18 protein-coding genes are annotated in these 21,516 nt (G+C 57.2%); 8 read left to right on the forward strand and 10 right to left on the reverse strand.

Annotated features, from left to right (window positions below):
* Positions 1-912: 912 nt before the first annotated feature.
* The 8 genes from C7123_RS09815 to C7123_RS09850 all read right to left on the reverse strand — a co-directional run bounded on the left by C7123_RS09815 (position 913) and on the right by C7123_RS09850 (position 10,672).
* A complete protein-coding gene (locus C7123_RS09815; RefSeq protein ID WP_159049893.1) occupies positions 913-1,122 on the reverse strand; it encodes a hypothetical protein in 210 nt (69 codons plus the stop codon).
* 5 nt (positions 1,123-1,127) lie between these two features.
* The gene (locus C7123_RS09820; RefSeq protein ID WP_069174908.1) at positions 1,128-2,087 is read right to left on the reverse strand and encodes a TPM domain-containing protein; all 960 of its coding nucleotides are present in this window, start codon (positions 2,085-2,087) and stop codon (positions 1,128-1,130) included.
* A 209-nt stretch (positions 2,088-2,296) separates the two neighbouring features.
* Positions 2,297-3,391, reverse strand: a complete 1,095-nt coding sequence (locus C7123_RS09825; RefSeq protein WP_069176332.1) for a TPM domain-containing protein — start codon at positions 3,389-3,391, stop codon at positions 2,297-2,299.
* A gap of 176 nt (positions 3,392-3,567) precedes the next feature.
* Complete coding sequence (locus C7123_RS09830) at positions 3,568-4,668, reverse strand: TPM domain-containing protein (protein ID WP_069174909.1); 1,101 nt, start codon at positions 4,666-4,668, stop codon at positions 3,568-3,570.
* 129 nt (positions 4,669-4,797) lie between these two features.
* Positions 4,798-6,372, reverse strand: coding sequence for a S41 family peptidase (locus C7123_RS09835; protein WP_394365941.1), 1,575 nt, complete (start codon positions 6,370-6,372; stop codon positions 4,798-4,800).
* A gap of 563 nt (positions 6,373-6,935) precedes the next feature.
* Positions 6,936-7,403, reverse strand: coding sequence for a pantetheine-phosphate adenylyltransferase (coaD, locus tag C7123_RS09840; protein ID WP_037997596.1), 468 nt, complete (start codon positions 7,401-7,403; stop codon positions 6,936-6,938).
* Between the two features lie 69 nt (positions 7,404-7,472).
* Positions 7,473-9,329: a DNA topoisomerase IV subunit B gene (locus C7123_RS09845; RefSeq protein ID WP_037985240.1), complete on the reverse strand. Its 1,857-nt coding sequence runs from the start codon at positions 9,327-9,329 to the stop codon at positions 7,473-7,475.
* Positions 9,330-9,544: 215 nt separating this feature from the next.
* Entirely contained in the window at positions 9,545-10,672 is a 1,128-nt protein-coding gene (locus tag C7123_RS09850) for a protein-tyrosine phosphatase family protein (RefSeq protein ID WP_037985238.1), read from the reverse strand.
* Between the two features lie 572 nt (positions 10,673-11,244).
* Here C7123_RS09850 and dnaA point away from each other — a divergent pair.
* Entirely contained in the window at positions 11,245-12,630 is a 1,386-nt protein-coding gene (dnaA, locus tag C7123_RS09855; protein ID WP_069174912.1) for a chromosomal replication initiator protein DnaA, read from the forward strand.
* 260 nt (positions 12,631-12,890) lie between these two features.
* Here dnaA and C7123_RS09860 read toward each other — a convergent pair whose 3' ends face one another.
* Positions 12,891-13,139, reverse strand: coding sequence for a hypothetical protein (locus C7123_RS09860; RefSeq protein ID WP_069174913.1), 249 nt, complete (start codon positions 13,137-13,139; stop codon positions 12,891-12,893).
* A gap of 414 nt (positions 13,140-13,553) precedes the next feature.
* Positions 13,554-14,477, reverse strand: a complete 924-nt coding sequence (locus tag C7123_RS09865) for an NAD kinase (RefSeq protein WP_069174914.1) — start codon at positions 14,475-14,477, stop codon at positions 13,554-13,556.
* Positions 14,478-14,593: 116 nt separating this feature from the next.
* Between C7123_RS09865 and C7123_RS09870 the strand changes: the two genes are divergently transcribed.
* From C7123_RS09870 to C7123_RS09905, 7 genes are all read left to right on the forward strand, one after another.
* The gene (locus C7123_RS09870; protein ID WP_037995100.1) at positions 14,594-15,319 is read left to right on the forward strand and encodes a pyridoxine 5'-phosphate synthase; all 726 of its coding nucleotides are present in this window, start codon (positions 14,594-14,596) and stop codon (positions 15,317-15,319) included.
* A gap of 100 nt (positions 15,320-15,419) precedes the next feature.
* Entirely contained in the window at positions 15,420-16,133 is a 714-nt protein-coding gene (locus C7123_RS09875) for a MotA/TolQ/ExbB proton channel family protein (RefSeq protein ID WP_037985232.1), read from the forward strand.
* Between the two features lie 7 nt (positions 16,134-16,140).
* Positions 16,141-16,560 carry an ExbD/TolR family protein gene (locus C7123_RS09880; RefSeq protein WP_037985230.1) on the forward strand — a complete coding sequence of 140 codons (420 nt, stop codon included), beginning with the start codon at positions 16,141-16,143 and terminating at the stop codon, positions 16,558-16,560.
* Complete coding sequence (gene tolA / locus C7123_RS09885; RefSeq protein ID WP_037997608.1) at positions 16,557-17,507, forward strand: cell envelope integrity protein TolA; 951 nt, start codon at positions 16,557-16,559, stop codon at positions 17,505-17,507. Before C7123_RS09880 ends, tolA begins: the two co-directional genes overlap by 4 nt.
* 44 nt (positions 17,508-17,551) lie before the next feature.
* The gene (locus C7123_RS09890) at positions 17,552-18,097 is read left to right on the forward strand and encodes a DJ-1 family glyoxalase III (RefSeq protein ID WP_069174915.1); all 546 of its coding nucleotides are present in this window, start codon (positions 17,552-17,554) and stop codon (positions 18,095-18,097) included.
* 1,218 nt (positions 18,098-19,315) lie between these two features.
* The gene (locus C7123_RS09900; RefSeq protein WP_069174917.1) at positions 19,316-19,663 is read left to right on the forward strand and encodes a HigA family addiction module antitoxin; all 348 of its coding nucleotides are present in this window, start codon (positions 19,316-19,318) and stop codon (positions 19,661-19,663) included.
* Between the two features lie 809 nt (positions 19,664-20,472).
* Positions 20,473-21,405, forward strand: a complete 933-nt coding sequence (locus tag C7123_RS09905; RefSeq protein ID WP_216820853.1) for a DUF6261 family protein — start codon at positions 20,473-20,475, stop codon at positions 21,403-21,405.
* Positions 21,406-21,516: the final 111 nt, after the last annotated feature.

Consider the following 21,516-nt stretch of genomic DNA (forward strand, 5'->3'; position numbering starts at 1 on the left):
ATGCCTGCCAAGAAAGCCGGGGCGTCAGGGACGCCTGCCAAGAAAGCCGGGGGCATCAGGGATGCCAGCCAAGAAAGCCGGGTACATGTGGAGGAATTCTCTGCATGTATCCGGCTTTTTTATGTTCACGGAAGCCGCCGGCCGGCAGGGTAGGGGCGTATCGCATACGCCCTCCCACACGCCCCGGTATAAGGGGCGAATGCGTGTTCCTCGTGTTCAAACACCGTTTCATCGTCATTCAAACACGATTCAAACGTCATTCAAATTCGTCCCTGCGGGCCGTCGGTGAGGGCGTATGCGATACGCCCTACTCCGGTACGCGCATCATGTACCCGGCTTTCTTGGCTGGCGTCCCTGACGCCTCCGGCCTCTGCCGAGGCAGGAAAGCTGGCCGGGTATCTCAAAAGCCCGTACCAAGCAAACTTCGCCGGCGTCCGGCCTCTGCCGAGGCTGGGAAGTTGGCCGGGTACCTCAAAAGCCCGTACCAAGCAAACTTCGCCGGCGTCCGTAGACGCCCCGAGGGGTCGGAAATGATGAAACAGGTTGTTTGAAGGTTTTCGAGGGCTCGGAAATGATGAAACAGGTTGTTTGAAGCTTTCCGAGGGCTCGGAAATGATGAAACAGGTTGTTTGAAGCTTTCCGAGGGGTCGGAAGGGATACCAGCCAAGAAAGCCGGTTACATCAAACGCGTACCCTGATAGATTCGCCGGCGTCCGCAGACGCCCCGAGGGGTCGGAAGGGATACCAGCCAAGAAAGCCGGTTACATCAAACGCATACCCGGCTTTCTTCGCCGGCGTCCGGCCTCTGCCGAGGCTGGGAAGCTGGCCGGGTACCTCAAAAGCCCGTACCAAGCAAACTTCGTCGGCGTCCGTAGACGCCCGCCGGCTTCCGCAGATGCCCCGAGGGGGGAGTCAGAAGCTCGAGCTGGCGCCACCGCCACCGCTCGAGCCGCCGCCCCACGATCCACCGCTATCGCTGTCGCCGTCGCTGCTGCCCCCCAAATAGTAACCGCTGTCCGATGAGGCGTGCTTTTCCTTCACTCTGGCCGGCAGTTTCTCCTCCACGATATGTCCACAGTTGCGGCACGCGAAGTGGTAGACGTCCAGCGTGATCAGCTGCATCTCTTTCACGGTGTCGAGGTCAAGAGTCCCGATGGACCGGCACTCAGGGCAGAGGGCCGGCTTCTGCCTCCGACGTATATCCAAGACGGCCGTATGGTGACAGTTGCGACACCAGACGGAGTAGACCTTGACCAGCGTCTCCTCCCGCACCTGATCTTTTTGACCCTTTTGAAACGCCCCATGGCGCCGCATTCCGGACAGTAACACTCAGCAACAAACTGCCGCCGGAAGATCCATTTGACGAGGAAGTAGATCAACATGGCCGGGATCTGGAAGAAGAAGATCCCCATACCGAGCGCCATGGAGTTGGCCTTCCGATTCGCCCGATCCATCGTGGCGATGTGTATGGAGTATTGCGCCTTCTTCCGCTCTTCGTAGAGGTAAAAGCCGTAATAAAACAGCCCTACGAGCCACCAAATCAGTATCCGGTTCCTTGTTTTTCGCTTTTTCTCGGCCTCGAGCGTCGAGTCTTTAGTCAGCACCTTGCGCACCTCCTCGACTCCGGCCAAGAGTCCTTCGCCGTATCGGCCCTCCTTCATAAGGGGGGTCATGCGGCGGTTTATGATCAGTTTGCAGAGCCCGTCGGTCAGTTCGCCCTCCAGTCCGTAGCCCGTCTCGAAGGCGATCTCTCGTTTGTCCGTGCCGGTCGTGAGGAGGATCAGCAGTCCGCGGTTCGTCTCCCTGTTACCGATGCCCCACGTGTTGAAGAGTTCGTTGGCAAACGCGCGCACGGAGTTGTACGCGCTCCCGTCGTAGGCGGGGATCACGACGATGGCGATCTGCACCCCGAACGAGTCGCGCAGCGCGGCGATACGTCGGTTCAGGGCCTCCTCGTCGGCGGGACGGATGGCGTCGGCTGGGTCGGAGACGAAGCGGGTGCGGTCAGTGAGCTGCACGTTGGGCACGTCCTTCACGCGGTACGCCTCTGGCGCTGCCGCAGCGCTCAGGGTGCTGAGGCCGAGCAAGAGGGCGATGAGTAAGAGGGGTAATCGGTTCGTGAACTTGGGGAATGAATGAGTGATGAGTGATTCGAGAACATAGGTAGGGGCGTCCGCAGACGGCCTCTGCCGAGGCTGGGAAGCTGGCCGGGTACCTCAAAAGCCCGTACCAAGCAAACTTCGCCGGCGTCCGTAGACGCCCGCCGGCTTCCGCAGACGCCCCGCGGATCGGTGCATCAGAAACGCGAGCTGGCGCCGCCGCCACCGCTCGAGCCGCCGCCCCAAGAGCCGCCACTCGAGCTGCCGCCGCCGCTGCTCCATGAAGAACCGCTGTCGTTATCGGATGAAGATCTTCTACTTGCGGGGCCTTCCCACCAGTAATATTTGAAGATCTTCTCCTCCTTCACGTGGCCACACTCGGTGCAGACGTAGTGATAAGTCCACAGCTTGCCCCACGGTCGCTTCTCTTTGGTCGGGTAGCCCTTCTCTTGTGTGAAGCGATCCACGGCACCGCACTGCTCGCACTTGACTTGGGGGCGCAGCCACTTCCGGAAGAAGAGTCTGAAGAGGAAGTAGAACAGCACCACGGGGAACTGGCAGACGAGCAGTCCGGTGCCGATGACGGAGATGTTATGCTCCCGTCTGAGCTCCTTTACCTCGGAGTACGACGTGGCGGTTTTGGCCAGCTTCCGCTCTTTAGAAAACAGGGCAGCAAAGGCGCCGCCGCCGAGCAGCCACCAGATGGAGCAGACCATGATGACGAAGGCGTTCGTATCGTCCCCCTCTTCAGCCTCGAGGGTGGATTCGCCGGTGAGGACTTTGCGCACCTCTTCGACTCCGGCTAAGAGTCCTTCGCCGTATCGGCCCTCTTTCATAGGGGGGATCATGCGGCGCTTTTGGATCAGTTTGCAGAGCCCGTCGGTCAGTTCGCCCTCGAGTCCGTAGCCGACTTCGAAGGTGATCTCGCGGTTGTCTTCGTTCGTGATCAGCAGGATCAGCAGGCCGCGGTTGGTCTCCTTCTTACCGATGCCCCAGGTGTTGAAGAGTTCGTTGGCGAACTCGCGTGCGGAGCCGTACTTGTCGCCGTCGATAGCGGGCAGGACGACGACGGCGATCTCCACGTCGAGCGAGTCGCGGAGATGGCCGATGCGTTGATTCAGCGCGGCCTCATCGGCCTCGTCAATGGCGTCGGCCGGGTCGGAGACGAAGTGCGTGTAGTCGATGAGTTGCACGTTGGGCACGTCTTCCACGCGGTAGGCGGTCTGTGCCGTGGCGCTCCATGTGGTCAGGGCGACCAAGAGCGCGATGAGTGAGTGATGTAATCGGTTCATGAGCTTGAGCAATGAATGAGTGATGAGTGATTCGAGAACATAGGTAGGGGCGTCCGCAGACGGCCTCTGCCGAGGCTGGGAAGCTGGCCGGGTACCTCAAAAGCCCGTACCAAGCAAACTTCGCCGGCGTCCGTAGACGCCCGCCGGCTTCCGCAGACGCCCCGCGGGTCGGTGCATCAGAACTTTGAGCTGGCGCCGCCTCCACCGCTGCGTCCGCCGCCCCAGGAGCCACCTCTCGAGCTGCTACTGCTGCCGCTGCTCCACGAACGGCTTTTGCGGTCGTCGTCGCGATCGCGAATGGTTGACGAGCTGCTTTCTTTTTCGAAGGTCTCCTCCTCCTTCTCATAGCCGCAGTTGCGACAGACATAATAGTAGGTCCTGCGTGTGCCGTTCTTCTCCTTGTGCTTCAGCGGGGAGCCATCTAACTTGAAGCGCCCCACGGCGCCGCACTGTTTGCACTTGACGCGGGACCGCAGCAACGGCCAGAGGAGGAGCTTGAGGAGGAAGTAGATCGGTATTAACGGGAACTGGCAGAAGATCAGCCCACCGCCGATCACAGCCAAATTGCAGTTGTGTTTCGTCTCCTTTATCTCGGCATCTGACTTAGACGTCTGGGCTTCCATTAGCTGTATAAGCAGCAGGAGAATGACCACGACTGCGCCGATCCCCCACCAGATTTTGCAGGCCTTGATGACAAATTCCTTGGTTTCCTTTTCATCCTCGGCCTTCGCGTCGGCCTCGAGGGTGGATTCGCCGGTGAGGATCTTACGCACCTCCTCGAGGCCGGCTAAGAGTCCTTCGCCGTAGCGGCCCTCCTTCATAGGGGGGATCATGCGGCGCTTTTGGATCAGTTTGCAGAGGCCGTCGGTCAGTTCGCCCTCGAGTCCGTAGCCGACTTCGAAGGTGATCTCGCGGTTGTCTTCGTTCGTGATCAGCAGGATCAGGAGGCCGCGGTCAGTCTCCTTCTTGCCGATGCCCCAGGTGTTGAAGAGTTCGTTGGCGAACTCGCGTGCGGAGCCGTACTTGTCGCCGTCGATAGCGGGCAGGACGACGACGGCGATCTCCACATCGAGCGAGTCGCGGAGATAGCCAATGCGTTGGTTCAGCGCGGCCTCGTCGGCGGCGTCGATGGAGTCGGCCGGGTCGGAGACGAAGCGTGTGTAGTCGATGAGTTGCATGTTGGGCACGTCTTCCACGCGGTAGGTGGTCTGTGCCGCGGCGCTCCATGTGGTCAGGGCTACCAGGAGCGCGATGAGTGAGTGATGTAATCTGTTCATGAGCTTTGAAAAATGAATGAGTTAAGAATATTCGAGTTCATAGGTAGGGGCGTCCGCAGACGCCCCCCGGCTGGGCCAAAGGCCCGAATGCGCGTACCCGGGAGTAGCCGACGGGTACGCGCATTTGGGTCACTTGTCGCTCTTCACGCCGCGGAGGATCTTCTCGTAGGCCTCGGCATTGTTGATGATGCGCAGGGCCTCGCGAAGACTCTCGTTGTCTTCGTTGATGATGCGGTAGTAGGCCGTCTCGTCGAAGAGGTCGCGGGCGATGAGCGCCTTGAGTTGGAGGGCGATCAGGGGGCGCGACTTGGCGTACTGCGCGGAGTCGAAGGCCACGGAGTCGGCCGTGGCGCGCGCGCAGAGGTCGGAGAGCAGCTCGTCGCCGACGGTGAACTGTTGGCTGAAGGACTTGAAGTCCGGGTAACGCTTGCGGAGCGCCTTGCGGTGCCCGTCGACGTAGCTGAGAACCGTGCGGTAAATATAGCCCAGGCCGACGAGCCGGCGGTGATAATCCGTGTAGCGCGAGGTGTCGAGCGGAATGAAACGGTCGGGCATGATGCCTCCGCCGCCGTAGACCGTCCGGTGGTTGACGAGCGTACGCGAGCGGAGCGAGTCGGGGAAGTGGATGCTGTCTGCGTTCATCAGTTCGCCGTGGTTGTAACGGTCGATGAGGTCGCGATTGTAGGCCGCTGCGTCGCCACCGGTGTAAGGCTTTTGGATGTTGCGTCCGCCGGGGGTGTAGTAGCGGGCGATGGTGAGGCGGATCATGGAGTTATCCGGCAGGGGGATGGGACGCTGCACGAGGCCCTTGCCGAAGGTGCGCCGACCGACGATCACGCCGCGATCCCAGTCCTGCACGGCGCCGGAGACGATCTCACTGGCCGAGGCCGACGATTCGTCGACGAGGATGACGAGGCGGCCGTCCTCGAAGTTGCCCGTGGCCGTGGCCGTGGCCTCCTCGCGCGGCGAGTTGCGGCCCTCGGTGTAGACGATCAGGCGACCGTTGCTGAGGAACTCGTCGGCCAGGTTGCAGGCCACATGCAGGTAGCCGCCGCCGTTACCCTGAAGGTCGAGCACGAGGTGCTTCATGCCCTCCTTACGAAGCCGGGTGAGGGCTTCGAGGAACTCCTCGTGCGAGGTGTTGGCGAAGCGGTTCAGGCGGATGTAGCCCGTGGTGGAGTCGGCCATGTAGGCGGCGTCGAGGCTGTGCACGGGGATCTTGCCGCGGATGATCTTGAACTCGATCAGCTTCGGGCTGCCTCCGCGTTGCACCTTGACGCGCACCTCGGTGCCCTTGGGCCCACGCAGACGACGCATGACGTCGGTCGTCTTCATCTTAACGCCCGCGATGACCGTGTCGTCGACCATGATAATCCGGTCGCCAGCCGCCAGCCCGACGCGCTCGGAGGGCCCGCCGGAGATGACCTGAACGACGTAGAGCGTATCCGTAAGCATATTGAACTGGATGCCGATGCCGTCAAACCCGCCTTGGAGCGGCTCGTTGAGGTCTTTCGTTTCCTCGGCGTCGGAGTAGGCCGAGTGGGGGTCGAGCTTGTCGAGCATGCCGCGGATGGCGTCCTCGACGAGTTTCTTCTTGTTGGGCTCGTCCACATAAAGATTCTCGATCGCATAGAGCGCGATGGAGAGTTTGCGTGCGTTCTCGTCCGGCCACTGTGGCTGCTGGGCGCGGACACGGCCCGTCATCAGCAGGCTGCCGATGAGGAGCAGGGGATATACGATTGTCTTTCTCATAATCTGTTTTGTTGAGGGGAGAGCACCTCTGGGTGTCTGCCCTTTCGATGTATTGTCAATAATCAAACCACCTGGTTTGATCCTTTCCGGGGGTCGGTTTGGGTTCAAACCACCTGGTTTGACCCTTTTCAGGGGTCGGTTTGGGTTCAAACCACCTGGTTTGACCCTTTTCAGGGGCCGGTTTGGGTTCAAACCACCTGGTTTGACCCTTTCCGGGGGTCGGTTTGGGTTCAAACCACCTGGTTTGGCCCTTTTCGGGGGTCGGTTTGGGTTCAAACCACCTGGTTTGGCCCGAATCAGGGGCGGGTTTTGCTTCAAACCAATGGTTTGGCCCGAATCGGGGGTCGGTTTTGCTTCAAACCAATGGTTTGGCCCAAATCGGGGGTCGGTTTTGCTTCAAACCAATGGTTTGGCCCGAATCAGGGGCCGGTTTTGCTTCAAACCAATGGTTTGGCCCAAATCAGGGGCCGGTTTTGCTTCAAACCAATGGTTGGACCCGAATCAGGAGGCGGGTTTTACGTCTGCGCCATGTCGCGGATCTCGGGGGGGATAAAGTCGGAGATGTCCTTGCCGAAGTGCAGCAGCTCGCGCACGATGGAGGAGCTGATGTGCGTGTGCTCCGGCTCGGTAAAGAGGATGAACGTCTCGATGCCGGCGAGCTTACGGTTGACGTCGGCGATGTTCTTTTCATACTCAAAGTCGTTGACCGTGCGGATGCCGCGCAGGATAAAGCGGGCGCCGACGGTGTGGGCAAAGTCGACGGTGAGCGTGTCGTAGGCGGCCACACGGACGCGTGGCTCGTCACGATAGAGGGTACGGATGAACTCCAACCGTTTCTCGATTGGGAAGTAGGTCCGTTTGTTCTCGTTCGTACCGATGGCCACGATGATCTCGTCTACCAACCCCAGGCCGCGGTCGACAAGCGAGCGGTGGCCGATGGTGAAGGGGTCGAAGGTGCCGGGGAAGATGGCGATGCGATGCATAGAACTAAAATCTAAAGACTAAAAACTAAAAACGGCCGGCAGGACTTTTCGTTTTTCACTTTTCGTTATTCAGTTGTTCTCGAGGTCTTCTTCGACGACGAGGTTGTCGATGATGAAGTTCTGCCGGTCGGGCGTGTTCTTGCCCATATAGAACTCGAGCATCTCCTTGATGGAGTCTTCCTTTTTGATCGACACGGGGTCGAGGCGGATGTCTTTACCGATGAAATGCTTGAACTCGTCGGGCGAGATCTCTCCGAGGCCTTTGAAGCGGGTGATCTCTGGGTTCTTGCCTAAGCGGCGGATGGCGGCGGCGCGCTCCTCCTCGCTGTAGCAGTAGAGGGTCTGCTGCTTGTTGCGCACGCGGAAGAGGGGCGTCTGGAGGATGTAGAGGTGCTTCTGCTTGATCAGGTCGGGGAAGAACTGGAGGAAGAAGGTGATCAGCAGCAGGCGAATGTGCATGCCGTCCACGTCGGCATCGGTGGCGATGATGACGCGGTTGTAGCGCAGTCCGTCGAGGCCGTCCTCGATGTTGAGCGCCGCCTGCAGCAGGTTGAACTCCTCGTTTTCGTAGACGATCTTCTTCGTCAGGCCGAAGCAGTTGAGCGGCTTGCCGCGGAGGCTGAAGACGGCTTGCAGGTTCGGGTCGCGGCTCTTGGTGATCGATCCGCTGGCCGAGTCGCCCTCGGTGATGAAGAGGCTACTCTCGGTCTTGTTCTCGCTCTTGGCGTCGTTGAGGTGGATGCGGCAGTCGCGCAGCTTGCGGTTGTGTAGGTTCACCTTCTTGGCGCGCTCGCGGGCCAGCTTGGCCACGCCGGCGATGGCCTTGCGCTCCTTCTCCGACTCCTGAATCTTGCGCAGCAGAGCGTCGGCCGTGTCGGGCGTCTTGTGGAGGTAGTTGTCTACTTCTTTCTTCACGAAGTCGCCCACGAACTTGGCCACGGAGACGTCGCCCTTGGGACTCATGTTGCGCGATCCGAGCTTGATCTTCGTCTGCGATTCAAACTCCGGCTCCTCGACGCCGATGTAGATCGCGGCCACGAGCCCGCTGCGGATGTCGGCCGTCTCAAAGTTCTTGTTGTAAAACTCCTTCACCGTCCGGGCGAAGGCCTCCTTGAAGGCTGCCTGATGGGTGCCGCCCTGCGAGGTGTATTGGCCGTTGACGAAGGAATAGTAGTCGTCGCGCGACTGGTTGACGTGCGTGAAGGCGATCTCGATGTCGTCGGCACGGAGGTGGACGATGGGGTAGAGGATCTCGTCGGTGATGTTCTCGTTGAGCAAGTCCTCGAGTCCGTTTTCGGATAAGAACTTCGTGCCGTTGTAATAGATGGCCAGGCCGGAGTTGAGGTAGCAGTAGTTGCGAATGAGCGATTCGACGATCTCGTTGCGGTAGGCGTAGGCCTCGAAGATGGTGGGGTCGGGGGTGAAGCGGATCAGTGTGCCGTTCTTCTCCGTGGTGGGCACGGTGGGGTGGTCGGCCGTCAGTTTGCCGCGCGCAAAGTCGACGCGCTTCTCCACGCCGTCACGGTAGGAGACGACGGTGAAGTCGGTCGAGAGGGCGTTGACGGCCTTGATGCCGACGCCGTTCAGCCCGATGGATTTCTTGAAGGCCTCGGAGCCGAACTTGCCGCTGGTGTGGAGCGTGGAGACGGTCTTGGCGAGGTTGCCCTGGGGGATACCGCGCCCGAAGTCGCGCACGCTGACGGTGCCGTCGGCGATGTGGACGTCGATGCGGTGGCCGGCCTTCATGCGGAACTCGTCGATGGAGTTGTCGATCACTTCCTTGAGCAGGACGTAGATGCCGTCGTTACGATCCTCGCCTCCGTGCGTGTTGCCGATGTACATGCCGGGGCGCTTGCGGACGGCCTCGAGTCCTTCGAGGGTGACAATGTCGCGGTCGTCGTATGCGGTGATGGGGGAGATGTCCATAATTAGAGGGTGGAGGGTAGAGAGTAGAGGGTAGAGGGTAGAGGGTGGAGGGTAGAGGGTAGAGGGTAGAGGGTAGAGGGTAGAGAGTAGAGGGTAGAGAGAGGAGAACAGGGGGGAGGAGAGTGGGCAGTAGAGAGTAGGACTGGCATGTACCCGGCTCTACCCTCTACCCTCTACCCTCTACCCTCTACCCTCTACCCTCTACCCTCTATCCTCTATAAATGCTTGATAAACGCGCGGCGCGACTTGTGATGCTCACGCTTGAAGTAGTCCCACTGAGCTTGCACGGCGGTGTTGTTTTCTAGCTCGATGTTGCTCTCGGCATACTCGGCGCCCATCTTGATATACTGCGGGATGAGGTCGGTGAAGAGCAACGCGTTCACGCCCTTGTTCTGATACTCCGGCAGGACGCCCGTGAGGTAGAGATCGATCACGCGTGCCTTCGACTTGAGCGCCTTCATCAGCGGGAAGAAGCCGAAGGGCAGCAGACTGCCTCGGGCCTGTTGCAGGGCGTGTGAGAGGTTGGGTAGGGAGACGCCGAAGCCCACCACGGCGTCGTCCTCCTCGCGGACGATGACGGTCACGAGGTCGAGTCGCAGCAGGGGGATATAGATGTCGACGTAGTAATCAATCTGCCGCTTGGTCAGCGGAGCGAAGCCGTAGAGGGGCGTGTAGGCGGCGTTCAGCGTCTCGAACACCTTGTGGGCATAGGGCATGATGTCTTTGCGGCGACGGAACTTGAGCACCTTCAGCCCGTATTTCTTCTTGACGATCTCGGCGATGCGTAGGTGCTTCTCGGGGATGGCGTCGGGGATGTAGATCTTGAACTCGTGCCAGTCCTGATCCTTGGTGTAGCCCATGCGCTCCATGTGCTGCGGGTAGTAGGGATGATTGTAGATGGTGGCCATTGTGCCGATCTGGTCGAAGCCCATGATGAGCATGCCCTCGTGATCCAAGTCGGTAAAGCCCATAGGCCCGTGTAGGGCGTCCATGCCCTTCTTACGCGCCCACTTTTCGACGGCGGCGAAGAGGGCGTCGACCACCTCCTGGTCGTCGATAAAGTCCACGAAGCCGAAGCGAGCGCGGTGTTGATTCCAGACGCGGTTAGCGGCGTGCGCAATGATGCCCGCGATGCGCCCGACGATGCGTTCGCCTCGATAGGCCAGATAGTAGATGGCTTCGCAATTCTCGAAGGCCGGGTTTTTATCTCGCGACAGGGTGATCATCTCTTCGTCGATCAGCCCCGGCACATAGTAGGGGTTGCCCTTGTACAGGTCGATGGGGAACTTCACGAAGCGCCTGAGCTCGCTCTTAGTCGTGACCTCCCTGATGGTTACGCTCATAAGGATATATATATGTGTATGATGAAATCTGTATGGTGGGCGGCAAAAGTAGGCCAATTCGTAGGAGTGCCTTGGGGGGAGGCATCGAGGCGTGGGCTTTTGTCGATGCTGATTCGTCTTTCTCCGACCCCGGCCTAGGGCATCCGTTGCGACACCACACCGTCGGGTTAGATGTGCCGATGTGCAGGCGGATGGTCAAGGGAGGGGGACTGTTGGCTTCATGTTGGATCCATTCTAACTTCTGGAATGGATTTGGAGTTTTCGTTGAAGGTTGGAAGGGTATTATTTCAAGCCATAAATCCGTGCCTTTGGGGCTATTCGACGCTTCGGGACAGATGGATCAGTGGGGTGTCCATAATGGCGTATTATCCGCATTCCAAGCGCGTTTTGCCTCGCTAAATGCCAGCAAACGAAACGAATACTCCTAAGTGTTTGGCACTGAACGGGCGCGACCTGTGCAAGCCCTCGTTCACGAGCCGAGGCCGCTTTTGGACTTTGATTTATTGCCAGACCTTTACGCCGCAAAACAATCATCCCACGCTGTCTAACCCCCCACACTTACATATGCTACAATGAAGTCTGAATGTCAACTTTTATGGGATAAATGCCTGTCGATAATCAGGGATAACGTGCCGGAGGCCGTGTTCAAGACGTGGTTCCAGCCCATCACGCCCCTGTCTTTCGACGAGCAGAAAGTAACGATACGGGTGCCCAGCCCGTTTTTTTACGAGTATCTGGAGGCCAACTTCGTCAACGTGCTTCGCATGGCCGTGCCGAAGGTGTTTGGCCAAGGCGTCTCGCTGAACTACCGCGTGATGGGCGAAGAGGGTGCCGACGACGCCTCATCGGCCGCTACGACACGTGCCGCTGCGCCACGTCCGGGCGTGAGTCGCATGATCCAGACGCCCTTCACGCAGGTGGCGCCCGAGGAGCTGGACTCGCAGCTCAACCGCCGCTATACGTTCGATAACTTCTTCGAGGGCGTGACCAACAAGCTGGCTCGTACGGCCGGCGTGGCCGTGTCGAACGATCCGGGCAAGACGACCTTTAACCCGCTTTTCATCTATGGCCCGTCGGGCGTCGGTAAGACGCACCTCTGCCACGCCATCGGCCTGCGCATCCGTCAAATGCACCCCGAGAAGCGTGTCCTCTACGTCTCCGCCCACCGCTTCCGCATCCAGTACACCGACGCAGTGATCAAAAACACGTCGAACGACTTCCTGAACTTCTACCAGAGTCTCGACGTGCTCATCCTCGACGACATCCACGAGCTGGTCGGCCTGAACAAGACGCAGATGGCCTTTTTCCACATCTTCAACAACCTGCACCAGCTCGGCAAGCAGCTCGTGCTGACGGCCGACAAGGCGCCCGTTGATATGCAGGGATTGGAGGAGCGACTCATTACGCGCCTCAAATGGGGTCTCACGGCCGAGCTCGGGCGACCCGATGCAGAGCTGCGTCGCACCATCCTGCGCAATAAGATCGAGGCCGAGGGGCTCGTGCTCAGCGACGAGGTCTTCAACTACATCGTCGATCACGTGACGGAGAATATCCGCGACTTGGAGGGCGTGCTGGTCTCGCTCATGGCCAATTCGCTGATCAATAACAGCCCCGTCGACATGGCGATGGCGCAGCGCGTCGTAGGCCAGACGGTTCGCGTGGAAAACAAGGAGCTTTCCATCGAAAAGATTCAGGAGAAAGTCTGCCGCTTCTTTAACCTCGAAGAGTCACTCGTGCAGACGCCTTCGCGCAAACGCGAGATCGTGCAGGCACGCCAGATCACCATGTTCCTGGCCAAGAAGTACACCTCGGCCTCGTTCTCACGCATCGGTAAGGTGGTCGGCGGTAAGGATCACGCCACCGTGCTGCATGCTTGCAAGACGGTCAAGGATCAGATGGACATCAATAAGAACTTCCGCTCCACCGTCGAAGCGATCGAGGAAACGCTCAGGAGCTGACCCTCCCTCCTCCCGGCCGGAATCGTTCCGGCACCGATGACCCGATGATCGGATCATTTGAGCCCGCTCAAGGCCTCAAGTGATTCGATCATTTGCGTTTGGGCCCACCTGTCGTTCGCTCATTTGGGGTTAATGCTTTTTCGAAACGCCAAAATGAAACGCGAAACCGATCGCTGACCTTCAAAAACGCCTTCCCGCCGCGGGAAACCGATCAAAACTTTCTGAAAACGCCTTCCCGCGGCGGGAAATGGGGTAAATTCTCAGAAAAACGCTTTCCCGCGGCGGGAAATGGAAAAAAATCTCAGAAAAACGGTTTTCTGCGGCGGGAAATGGAAAAAAATCTCAGAAAAACGGTTTTCTGCGGCGGGAAGGCGATAAAATCGCTCGAAAAACGCCTTCGTGCGGCGGGAAGGCGGTAAAATTTGCTGGAGATCGGTTTCGTGCGGCGGGAAAAGGGGGCGTACGGCATACGCCCTCAGGACGTTTCCAACGGAAACGATTTCGTGCATCCTTATAATAAATAGAATCGGAACAGGCTGACTCAAATGTCCGCCCCACCTCTCGCCTCTTCGATGTATTTAGGGGCGTAAGCATTACGCCCCTACCGCTTCAGGTGCATTCGTTCTGAACGGAATAGAACAGTTTCCCCAGAAAGAGGTTCGTCGTATTCCTGTGGCACCTATCCTCCAGACGCATGCAGAAACAAAAACGGCCCTTTGCGAGGGCCGACGGCTGTATATGAGATGAAGCGGATAGATGTGCGATGAAACTACGGGTGGGTATAAAAAAGAAATGGTTGTCTCACGACAACCACAATCTTCATTGTTAACCTTAAATCTAATACCATGAAAAACACGATGCAAAAGTAGGCCTGTTCCCGATTCTGGCAATACCCGCCGACGAAAAAGGGCCTACACTTACGCTTATTTAACTCTTATATCTGCGCCCCACATCAGCTTATCACGCAGTGTCTGATAGAAATTTCGGTTGTTACGATGAATCATCTGCGTGGAGAAATCCGCCTTACAAACAGAGAGTTCGACATCCGTAGAGAGACTCCGTGACCGTCCGTCAAGGGCTACGAGATAGGAGTCATTCCGACTTTCGGTCTTTAAGATTATTTCGTACGAGGCTGGAATGACCAACGGACGCACATTCAGACTATGCGGCGCCACAGGGCTGAGCACGATGTTATCACTTCCGGGCAAGAGGATCGGCCCATTGACACTCATGGAGTAGGCTGTCGATCCGGTGGGCGAGGCGATCACGAGTCCATCGGCCTGATAAGACGTGAGGTACTCCTTATTTAAATAGGTATGGATGGTGATCATGGACGAGGTTTCGCGCTTAAGTAGAACGACCTCGTTCAAGGCATAGTTCGAGGACGGGGCCTCGGAGTCGGACGGTGTCTCGGAATAGATCTCCGAGCGCGTCAAGCCGTCGGAACCGCGCGTCTGTAAGCGCAGCATCATCCGCCGCTCGATCCGATAATCGCCACGAAAAAGCTCATCGAGCGTCTCCTCGATCTGTTCCGGTCCGGCTTCGGCTAAAAATCCGAGGCGCCCGGTGTTAATGCCCAAGATGGGGATGTCTTGCCGTCCGATCTGTTCAGCGGCACGCAGGAAGGTGCCATCGCCCCCTACGCTCAGGGCAACGTCCAAATCAAACGGCGCCACGGTCAGCACGCCAGAGATGGGCGGGCAGAAGTGGGGCGTTGTGGTGAGAAAGGCGTGGAAGTCTTTGGAGACGAAGATTTCCGCCTCCAAGCGGTTCAGTTTCTCAAACAGTCGCTGCAACAAGGGCAGCTTATCCGGCCTATATCCACAGCCGAATATTCCGATCTTCATATTCTGATTTTTAATTGTATGACTTTGTTTCGTTCCCTCCCGAATCGTCCTACTTTTGCGCTGCATTTTTTAGACGTACAAATGTAAGGAACATAGCAGAACCAGATTTTTTTCACATGATTAAGTTAAGTGTCAATATCAACAAAGCAGCGACTCTTCGCAATGCACGTGGCGGAAACGTGCCCGATGTGGTGCAGATCGCTAAAGATTGCGAAGCCTACGGGGCACAGGGCATTACCGTGCACCCGCGCCCGGACGAGCGACACATCCGATATAACGATGTCTATGCGCTCAAGCCGATCATCAAAACAGAACTGAACATTGAAGGTTATCCCATCCAGTCGTTCGTCGATCTGGTGCTCACCGTAAAGCCGACGCAGGTGACGCTGGTGCCCGACGCGCCAGACGTGCTGACGTCCAACGCGGGTTGGAACGTAAAGGAGCACTTTAACCAACTGAGCGAACTGGTGGACACATTCACAGGCCACGGCATTCGGACGTCGCTCTTTGTGGAGACGGATCTGGAGAATATCGAATGGGCAGCCAAAACGGGGACGGATCGCATCGAACTCTACACCGAACCCTATGCCAACGGATATAACAGCAATCGAGACCACGCCATAGCACCCTTTGTGGAAGCGGCAAAGCGGGCGAAAAGCCTCGGCCTCGGTGTCAATGCAGGGCACGATCTGAGCCTGCAAAACTTAGCCTTCTTTGCTTCGCACCTGCCGTGGATTGAGGAAGTCTCGATCGGCCATGCCTTGATCTGCGACGCACTCTATTACGGACTGGAGCGAACCATTGGCCTCTACAAGGCCTGCTTGAAAGGAGAACCGAAATAGTTATTCGGGGGGGGAGTGTAGGGCAAGTCCCCCGCTCTGTCCTTCCCGTCTTGAAGCCGCATTTAACAGTAACCCCATACAACACAGAATTAGAAACGATATGAACATCTTATTCCTCTTCGCGCAAGTGGCTACGGAAGAAGCCGCCGATGCAGCAACTGAAATCGCGGCCGACGCCGCACAAGCACAGGCTCAAATCAATATCATCGATCTCGCCATGAAGGGCGGATGGATTATGGGCGTCCTACTGGTGCTCTCATTGGTGGCCATCTACTTCTTTATTCAGCGACTGCTCGTGATCCGCCAGGCGGGACGAAACGACGAAACGTTTATGAACCGTATCCGCGACTACATTTATGAAGGCAAGATCGATCAGGCGCTCAACCTCTGTCGGACGACGCCAACCCCTGCCGCTCGCATGATTGAGAAAGGCATCCTCCGCCTGGGTCGGCCTACCGCTGATGTGCTGGCTGCCATCGAAAACGCGGGCAACATTGAGATTTCGAAACTCGAACGTGGCTTCCCTGTCATCGCAACTACCGCAGCGGGTGCACCTATGCTGGGATTCCTTGGGACGGTTACGGGTATGGTGCGCGCCTTCTACGACATGGCTAACGCGGGAACCAATGTGGACGTGACGCTGCTCTCAGGCGGTATCTACGAGGCACTTGTGACTACGGTCGGCGGACTTGTGGTCGGTATCATCGCTCTGTTTGCATACAACTATTTAGTGGCTCGCGTGGAGAACGTGGTCAATAAACTTGAGGCAAGCACGATGGAGTTCATGGATCTGTTGAACGAACCTGCACACTAACGACGTCATGGCACTGAAACGAAAAACGAAAGTGAATGAAGCCTTCAGCATGGCCTCGATGACGGACGTCATCTTCCTGCTGCTGATCTTCTTCATGGTGACCTCTACGGTAGTGGTGCCGAACGCGATCAAGCTGACCTTGCCGCAGGCGCAGAAACAGACGGCAGCCAAACCCATCACACGCGTGACAATCGACGCGGAAGGGAATTTCTACGTCGCGGCAGGCAACCAACGCGAGCAGCAGGTGGCCTTTGAAGACATCGCCCCCTTCCTGCAAGAGCAATACGAGGCCGACCCGGAGATGTTCGTCGCCCTCTATGCCGACGAGACCGTCCCTTACGGTCAGATCGTGAGCGTGCTGAACCTGGCCAACGAGAATAAATATAAGGTGGTGCTCGCCACCCGTCCACCGGAGCGCACGCCATGAAGCTGAAGAAAAACAACCTGCTGGCTATTGTCGGATCGATCCTTTTCCACGCCGTCATCCTGCTGATCCTCTATTTCACGGTGCTGAAAGCCGTGGAGCCGGAGGAAGATGGCGGTGTGATGGTGAACTTCGGCACGATAGACGAGGCCACCGGAACGTTTGAGCCGGAGGGCGAGCCTGCGCAGGACGAACCGACGGAAGAGGTGCAAGAGGAGACCGTCGTCCCTCCGCCTCCTACGCCCCCCGCTCCACCTACGCCTCCTACTCCTCCCACACCCAAGCAACCGGAAAAGCTCATCACACAAGACCAAGAAGAGTCCGTGGCCTTGGCCCAACAGCGGAAGAAAGAGCAAGAGCGGAAGCGGAAAGAAGAAGCACGCCGACAGGAGGAACTACGCAAGCAACAAGAGGAGCGTCAGCGTCAAGACACGGAGCGCCGCCGACAAGACGAGGCCCGACGCAAAGAGGCTGAACGGAAAGCCGAAGCAGAACGCAAAGCCGAGGCCGAGCGTCGCCGTCAAGCCGAGGAGCAACGCAAGAAAGAGCAGGCTATTCGTGACCGTGTGGCGGGTGCTTTCGGTAAGAACAATTCAAGTCAAGGCACGGGCAAGACGACCACTGGCAACCAGGGCAGTCCCCTCGGCAACGCTGATCGGGGTGCCAACAAAGGCGTTGGCACGGGGTTCAGCTTAAGTGGCCGATCTATCGGAGCGGGAGGCCTGCCGCATCCGGCCTACACGGTGCAAGAGGAAGGTCGCATCGTGGTCAACATCGTGGTCGATCCGGCGGGTAACGTCATCGCTGCCGACATCGGCAAGGGCACGAACATCGACAACGCTTCCATGCGCCGCAGCGCCGTCGAAGCTGCCCGTCGCGCCAAGTTCAACAGCATCGAGGGCACGAACAATCAGAGCGGAACAATCACTTACATGTTCAGACTGAAGTAAGCCCTTCAGCTATTCATTTACATCCATCATAATATCTACCAACAATGAGAAAGAAGGCATATGTGTTTTTTGCGACGGGCTTCGAAGAGACCGAAGCCATCGGCACGACGGACGTGCTGCGTCGCGGGAATGTAGAGACGGTCACGGTTTCAATGACCGGCGATCGAACGGTTACGGGTGGGCATGGCATCCCTGTCGTGACAGACGCACTCTTTGAGGACATCGACCTGACCGACGCGGACGCACTCGTGCTGCCCGGTGGTGGGCCCATGCTCAACGATTATGAAGACTTGAAGAAGGCTATCGTCCGCCATTACGAGAAGGGCCGATTAGTGGCCGCTATCTGCGCCGCGCCACTCGTGCTCGGCGGACTGGGGCTGCTCCGCGGACGTCGCGCCACGTGTTACCCCGGCTTCGAGCAATACCTCACGGGCGCAACCGTGGTGGAGGCTGACACGGTCAAAGAGGAAAACATCATCACCGGACGCGGGCCGGGCATGGTCTATGCTTTCGGCGTGGCCGTGGTGGACTATCTGATGGGCTCGGAAACGGCCGATGAGGTGGCTCGCGGACTGTTGCTGAAGAAGTAAGCACCGATAAAAAGGAACGCCCTCTCCCCTCGAGGGCACCGCTTCCTGACCCATGATCCTGCCGGAGTGGACGGCTCGCAAAGAAGCGGGCGTTACTCCCCCCTCCGGCAGGATTTTTTTGTGGTAACATAGATGTCTTCAAAAGAAGAGGCTCACTTTTTTAGTGAGCCTCTTTATTGGTGGCAGCGTTGGGGAACTCTCATATATTGTAGCCTTACGAACTATGCAGATAAAATCCGACGGAATCGTGCTGCCAGGTTCCCCATCACGCCCAATTTATAATTTGCCTTATCCATATAGACCTCCTTTTTAAATACAAATTGAACCATCGACGATACACTCGTAACAAATTCAATAGCAGGGATCAGTATCGGAAAAGCATCTGCAATTAATACGACAAGACTCACTAATATGCGAGTTTGGCACAAAAGAAACTATTGTCAAACAAATAGCCAGGCATGGTCTATGCTTTCGGCATGGCCGTGGTGGACTATCTGATGGGCTCGGAAACGGCCGATGAGGTGGCTCGCGGACTGTTGCTGAAGAAGTAAGCACCGATAAAAAGGAACGCTCCCTCCCCTCGAGGGCACCGCTTCCTGACCCATGATCCTGCCGGAGTGGACGGCTCGCAAAGAAGCGGGCGTTACCCCCCCTCCGGCAGGATCTTTTTTTGTGCCCTTTCGAAGAGAGGAACGATTGCATATGCCTCCAGACAACCTTTTCAAGCGACGACAAACAGACGCATTCATAGAGAGACATGGACCGTAGCGCTATCCCTCCCGCCACGGGAAGCTATTGTGATATGACCCCCGTTTTTGTTTCTACATGCGTCCGGATGGTATCTTTTACAGAGATAGAGGCCCCAAAGAATAGCACTATCTTTGTACTACCAATGAAAATAGACGACTATGAATGTTGTGATTTTAGACCAGGACTTGGAGGAGCTTATTCATACAAAGAAGAATAGACACTATAGAAAGATAGAACGATCGAAAGACCTCTACCGTGGGTTGATAAAGGCTATCAATGCCCTAAAGACAGCCAGTCATGTGAGCCTGTTGCCTGAGATCTCTTTTCTGCATTATGAAAAGCTGAAGCATGGCGACTATAAAGGCAAAAGCTCGGTCAGAATCGCAAACGGCGCTGTAGAGCGATTGATCTTTACGGAGAATGAGAATGGGATTGAGATATACATAATAGAATTAGACGACACGCATTATGGAAACAAGAGATGATTACAAGGGGGTCAATTACGACGACATCATACCCGCTATCGCTATCCATCCGGGCGAGATCCTTTGGGAGGAGTTGAAGGCTCGTCGGATCAGTCGGAAGGCATTTGCAGGGCAACTGGGCATCGAGCGCTCCGTACTGACTTCTTTATTGAAGGGGCGACGAGACTTTACGCCTGACCTTGCTCAGAGGCTGGAGCAGGCGCTACATATCGATGCGACGCTCTGGACTAACCTGCAAGCCGCCTACGAAAACGATTTGCGGCGCATTGCGGAGCGCGAAAGGCAGGAAGCTGCCCCCGCTGCACCTATCGCGATGCAGTATGCGGTATAGCCCGCAGAAACCTGTGGAAAAAGAGGCGGACACCCACCGAGGTGTCCGCCTCTCTTGATTCTTACCCTTTCGCTCCCTTTCTATGCCTCGCCTCCCGCAGGAATAGCCCGACGCGATGTTCAGAAAATACCTCCTTTGGTTCATAAAGCCAGAACCGTAGCCAGACCTTTATATTCCAAATTCAGTTCGTAACGTACTGATTCTGCGAGGATACAATCCTCCTCAGGGTTACATAATCTTTATTCGTCGCAAAATCCTTTTGGTTTTGTTGTTATTATGCACTTAACTTTGCCCCGTCACTTCTCGAAGGAATAGACAAGATGGGCTTCCTAACAAACATAGCAACCACATGCATCCGGACATCCGATGGTCGACGAGAGCAAACTACACCCTGTCGTCGGCGGTCACATTTTTGCCTTGTCCCGATTAACAAATGTCTTTTTAGCCCGGCTCCGAGCGACCAGCGTAGGGGTACGGACGTCTCCAGCAAGTTGCAGGAGATCACTGTAGGGCTACAAACATCTCCCGCAAGTTGCAGGAGATACTCCGTAGGGGTACAAACATCTCCCGCAAGTTGCAGGAGATACTCCGTAGGGGTACAAACATCTCCCGCAAGTTGCAGGAGATACTCCGTAGGGGTACAAACATCTCCCACAAGTTGCAGGAGATACTCCGTAGGGGTACAAACATCTCCCGCAAGTTGCAGGAGGCTTTCGGAGGCTTACGAAGGTTTCCAGTAGATTGCGGGAGGTTGCCGTAGGAGTATGGAAGGGTAATGCAGAGCAGAATTTTATTTTATGATATAGACGATGAATATAGCATTAACAAGACTATCAACCAGAGCTTTAGGCGGTTTGGCACAGCGCGTAGTCAAATCGTCCAAGAACGGAAAATTCAAGATTGTTGAGGAGCACGAACTGCTCAAGTCGCTTGAAAAGGAGTCGAAAGAGTTCGAAGACCTTTACGGCAAACTGACCTACAGCGGGAAGGGCAACGAAATCGTGGCCGCAGACGTGGCGCGCGACAAGACGTTCACCGCCCTCCGCACCTTACTCAAGGGCTACAAAGAGCTACCCCTGCCTAACGCCGCCGATGCGGCAGCCCTCTACAAGGTGTTCGAACAGTATGGCGCCAACGTAGAGCGCATGAATTATGTGGCTGAGACGGCGCAGATGGTCGTCATCTTCAAGGAGTTGGACAAGCCTGAAAACGAGGCTCGCTTCGAGGCCCTCAAGTTCAAACCCGCTTACGAGGAGCTGAAAAAACGTCAGAACGCCTTCGAAGACCTCTACGCCGTGCAGGCCGAAGCCAACGCAGAACTGCGCAAACTGCCCCCAGCCACAGCTGCTCGGGCGCGTCTCCAGAAGGCCCTCACGGCTTACCTCAACCTGCTCGAGGCCATGAAGGATCTCCCCACTTGGGACACGCTCTACCTCGACATCAACGAGATGGTCAAGTCCGCCGCAGCCACCTATCGCAACGACCGCAGCGACAAGGCCCCCGACGATCCCAACGCACCCAAGGAGCCGAAAGAGCCCAAAAAGCCGCGCAAACCCAAAGACAACGATCCGGACATTCGTCTGCCTGAGGACGGCAAGCCCAAGCAACCCGAGGCCGGTGGCGGCGGCACGCCGGAGAAGCCCAAGCAGCCCGAAACGGGCGGCGGTGGCACTCCCGAGCCTCCGAAAAAGCCCGAAGCGGGTGGCGGCGGAACGCCGGAGATTCATTTGCCCGAAGAGTAAACGTACACACACGATTAGATGGTTAGGAGCAATGGCGCCCCCCTCCCCCGGACGCGACATTCGTCAGAGGCGAGGGGCGGCCCACTCCGAAGAACTGTCGGTCTTTCCCCC

The organism is Tannerella serpentiformis (assembly GCF_003033925.1).
Lineage (GTDB): Bacteria > Bacteroidota > Bacteroidia > Bacteroidales > Tannerellaceae > Tannerella > Tannerella serpentiformis.

Bases quoted from the DNA above. Each gene is read 5' to 3' on its own strand.
- C7123_RS09815 (WP_159049893.1), bottom strand. From the start codon at position 1,122: ATGCAGCTGATCACGCTGGACGTCTACCACTTCGCGTGCCGCAACTGT.
- C7123_RS09825 (WP_069176332.1), bottom strand. From the start codon at position 3,391: ATGAACCGATTACATCACTCACTCATCGCGCTCTTGGTCGCCCTGACC.
- C7123_RS09830 (WP_069174909.1), bottom strand. From the start codon at position 4,668: ATGAACAGATTACATCACTCACTCATCGCGCTCCTGGTAGCCCTGACC.
- C7123_RS09835 (WP_394365941.1), bottom strand. From the start codon at position 6,372: ATGACGGGCCGTGTCCGCGCCCAGCAGCCACAGTGGCCGGACGAGAAC.
- coaD (WP_037997596.1), bottom strand. From the start codon at position 7,403: ATGCATCGCATCGCCATCTTCCCCGGCACCTTCGACCCCTTCACCATC.
- C7123_RS09845 (WP_037985240.1), bottom strand. From the start codon at position 9,329: ATGGACATCTCCCCCATCACCGCATACGACGACCGCGACATTGTCACC.
- C7123_RS09850 (WP_037985238.1), bottom strand. From the start codon at position 10,672: ATGAGCGTAACCATCAGGGAGGTCACGACTAAGAGCGAGCTCAGGCGC.
- dnaA (WP_069174912.1), top strand. From the start codon at position 11,245: ATGAAGTCTGAATGTCAACTTTTATGGGATAAATGCCTGTCGATAATC.
- C7123_RS09860 (WP_069174913.1), bottom strand. From the start codon at position 13,139: ATGCACGAAATCGTTTCCGTTGGAAACGTCCTGAGGGCGTATGCCGTA.
- C7123_RS09865 (WP_069174914.1), bottom strand. From the start codon at position 14,477: ATGAAGATCGGAATATTCGGCTGTGGATATAGGCCGGATAAGCTGCCC.
- C7123_RS09870 (WP_037995100.1), top strand. From the start codon at position 14,594: ATGATTAAGTTAAGTGTCAATATCAACAAAGCAGCGACTCTTCGCAAT.
- C7123_RS09875 (WP_037985232.1), top strand. From the start codon at position 15,420: ATGAACATCTTATTCCTCTTCGCGCAAGTGGCTACGGAAGAAGCCGCC.
- C7123_RS09880 (WP_037985230.1), top strand. From the start codon at position 16,141: ATGGCACTGAAACGAAAAACGAAAGTGAATGAAGCCTTCAGCATGGCC.
- tolA (WP_037997608.1), top strand. From the start codon at position 16,557: ATGAAGCTGAAGAAAAACAACCTGCTGGCTATTGTCGGATCGATCCTT.
- C7123_RS09890 (WP_069174915.1), top strand. From the start codon at position 17,552: ATGAGAAAGAAGGCATATGTGTTTTTTGCGACGGGCTTCGAAGAGACC.
- C7123_RS09900 (WP_069174917.1), top strand. From the start codon at position 19,316: ATGGAAACAAGAGATGATTACAAGGGGGTCAATTACGACGACATCATA.
- C7123_RS09905 (WP_216820853.1), top strand. From the start codon at position 20,473: ATGAATATAGCATTAACAAGACTATCAACCAGAGCTTTAGGCGGTTTG.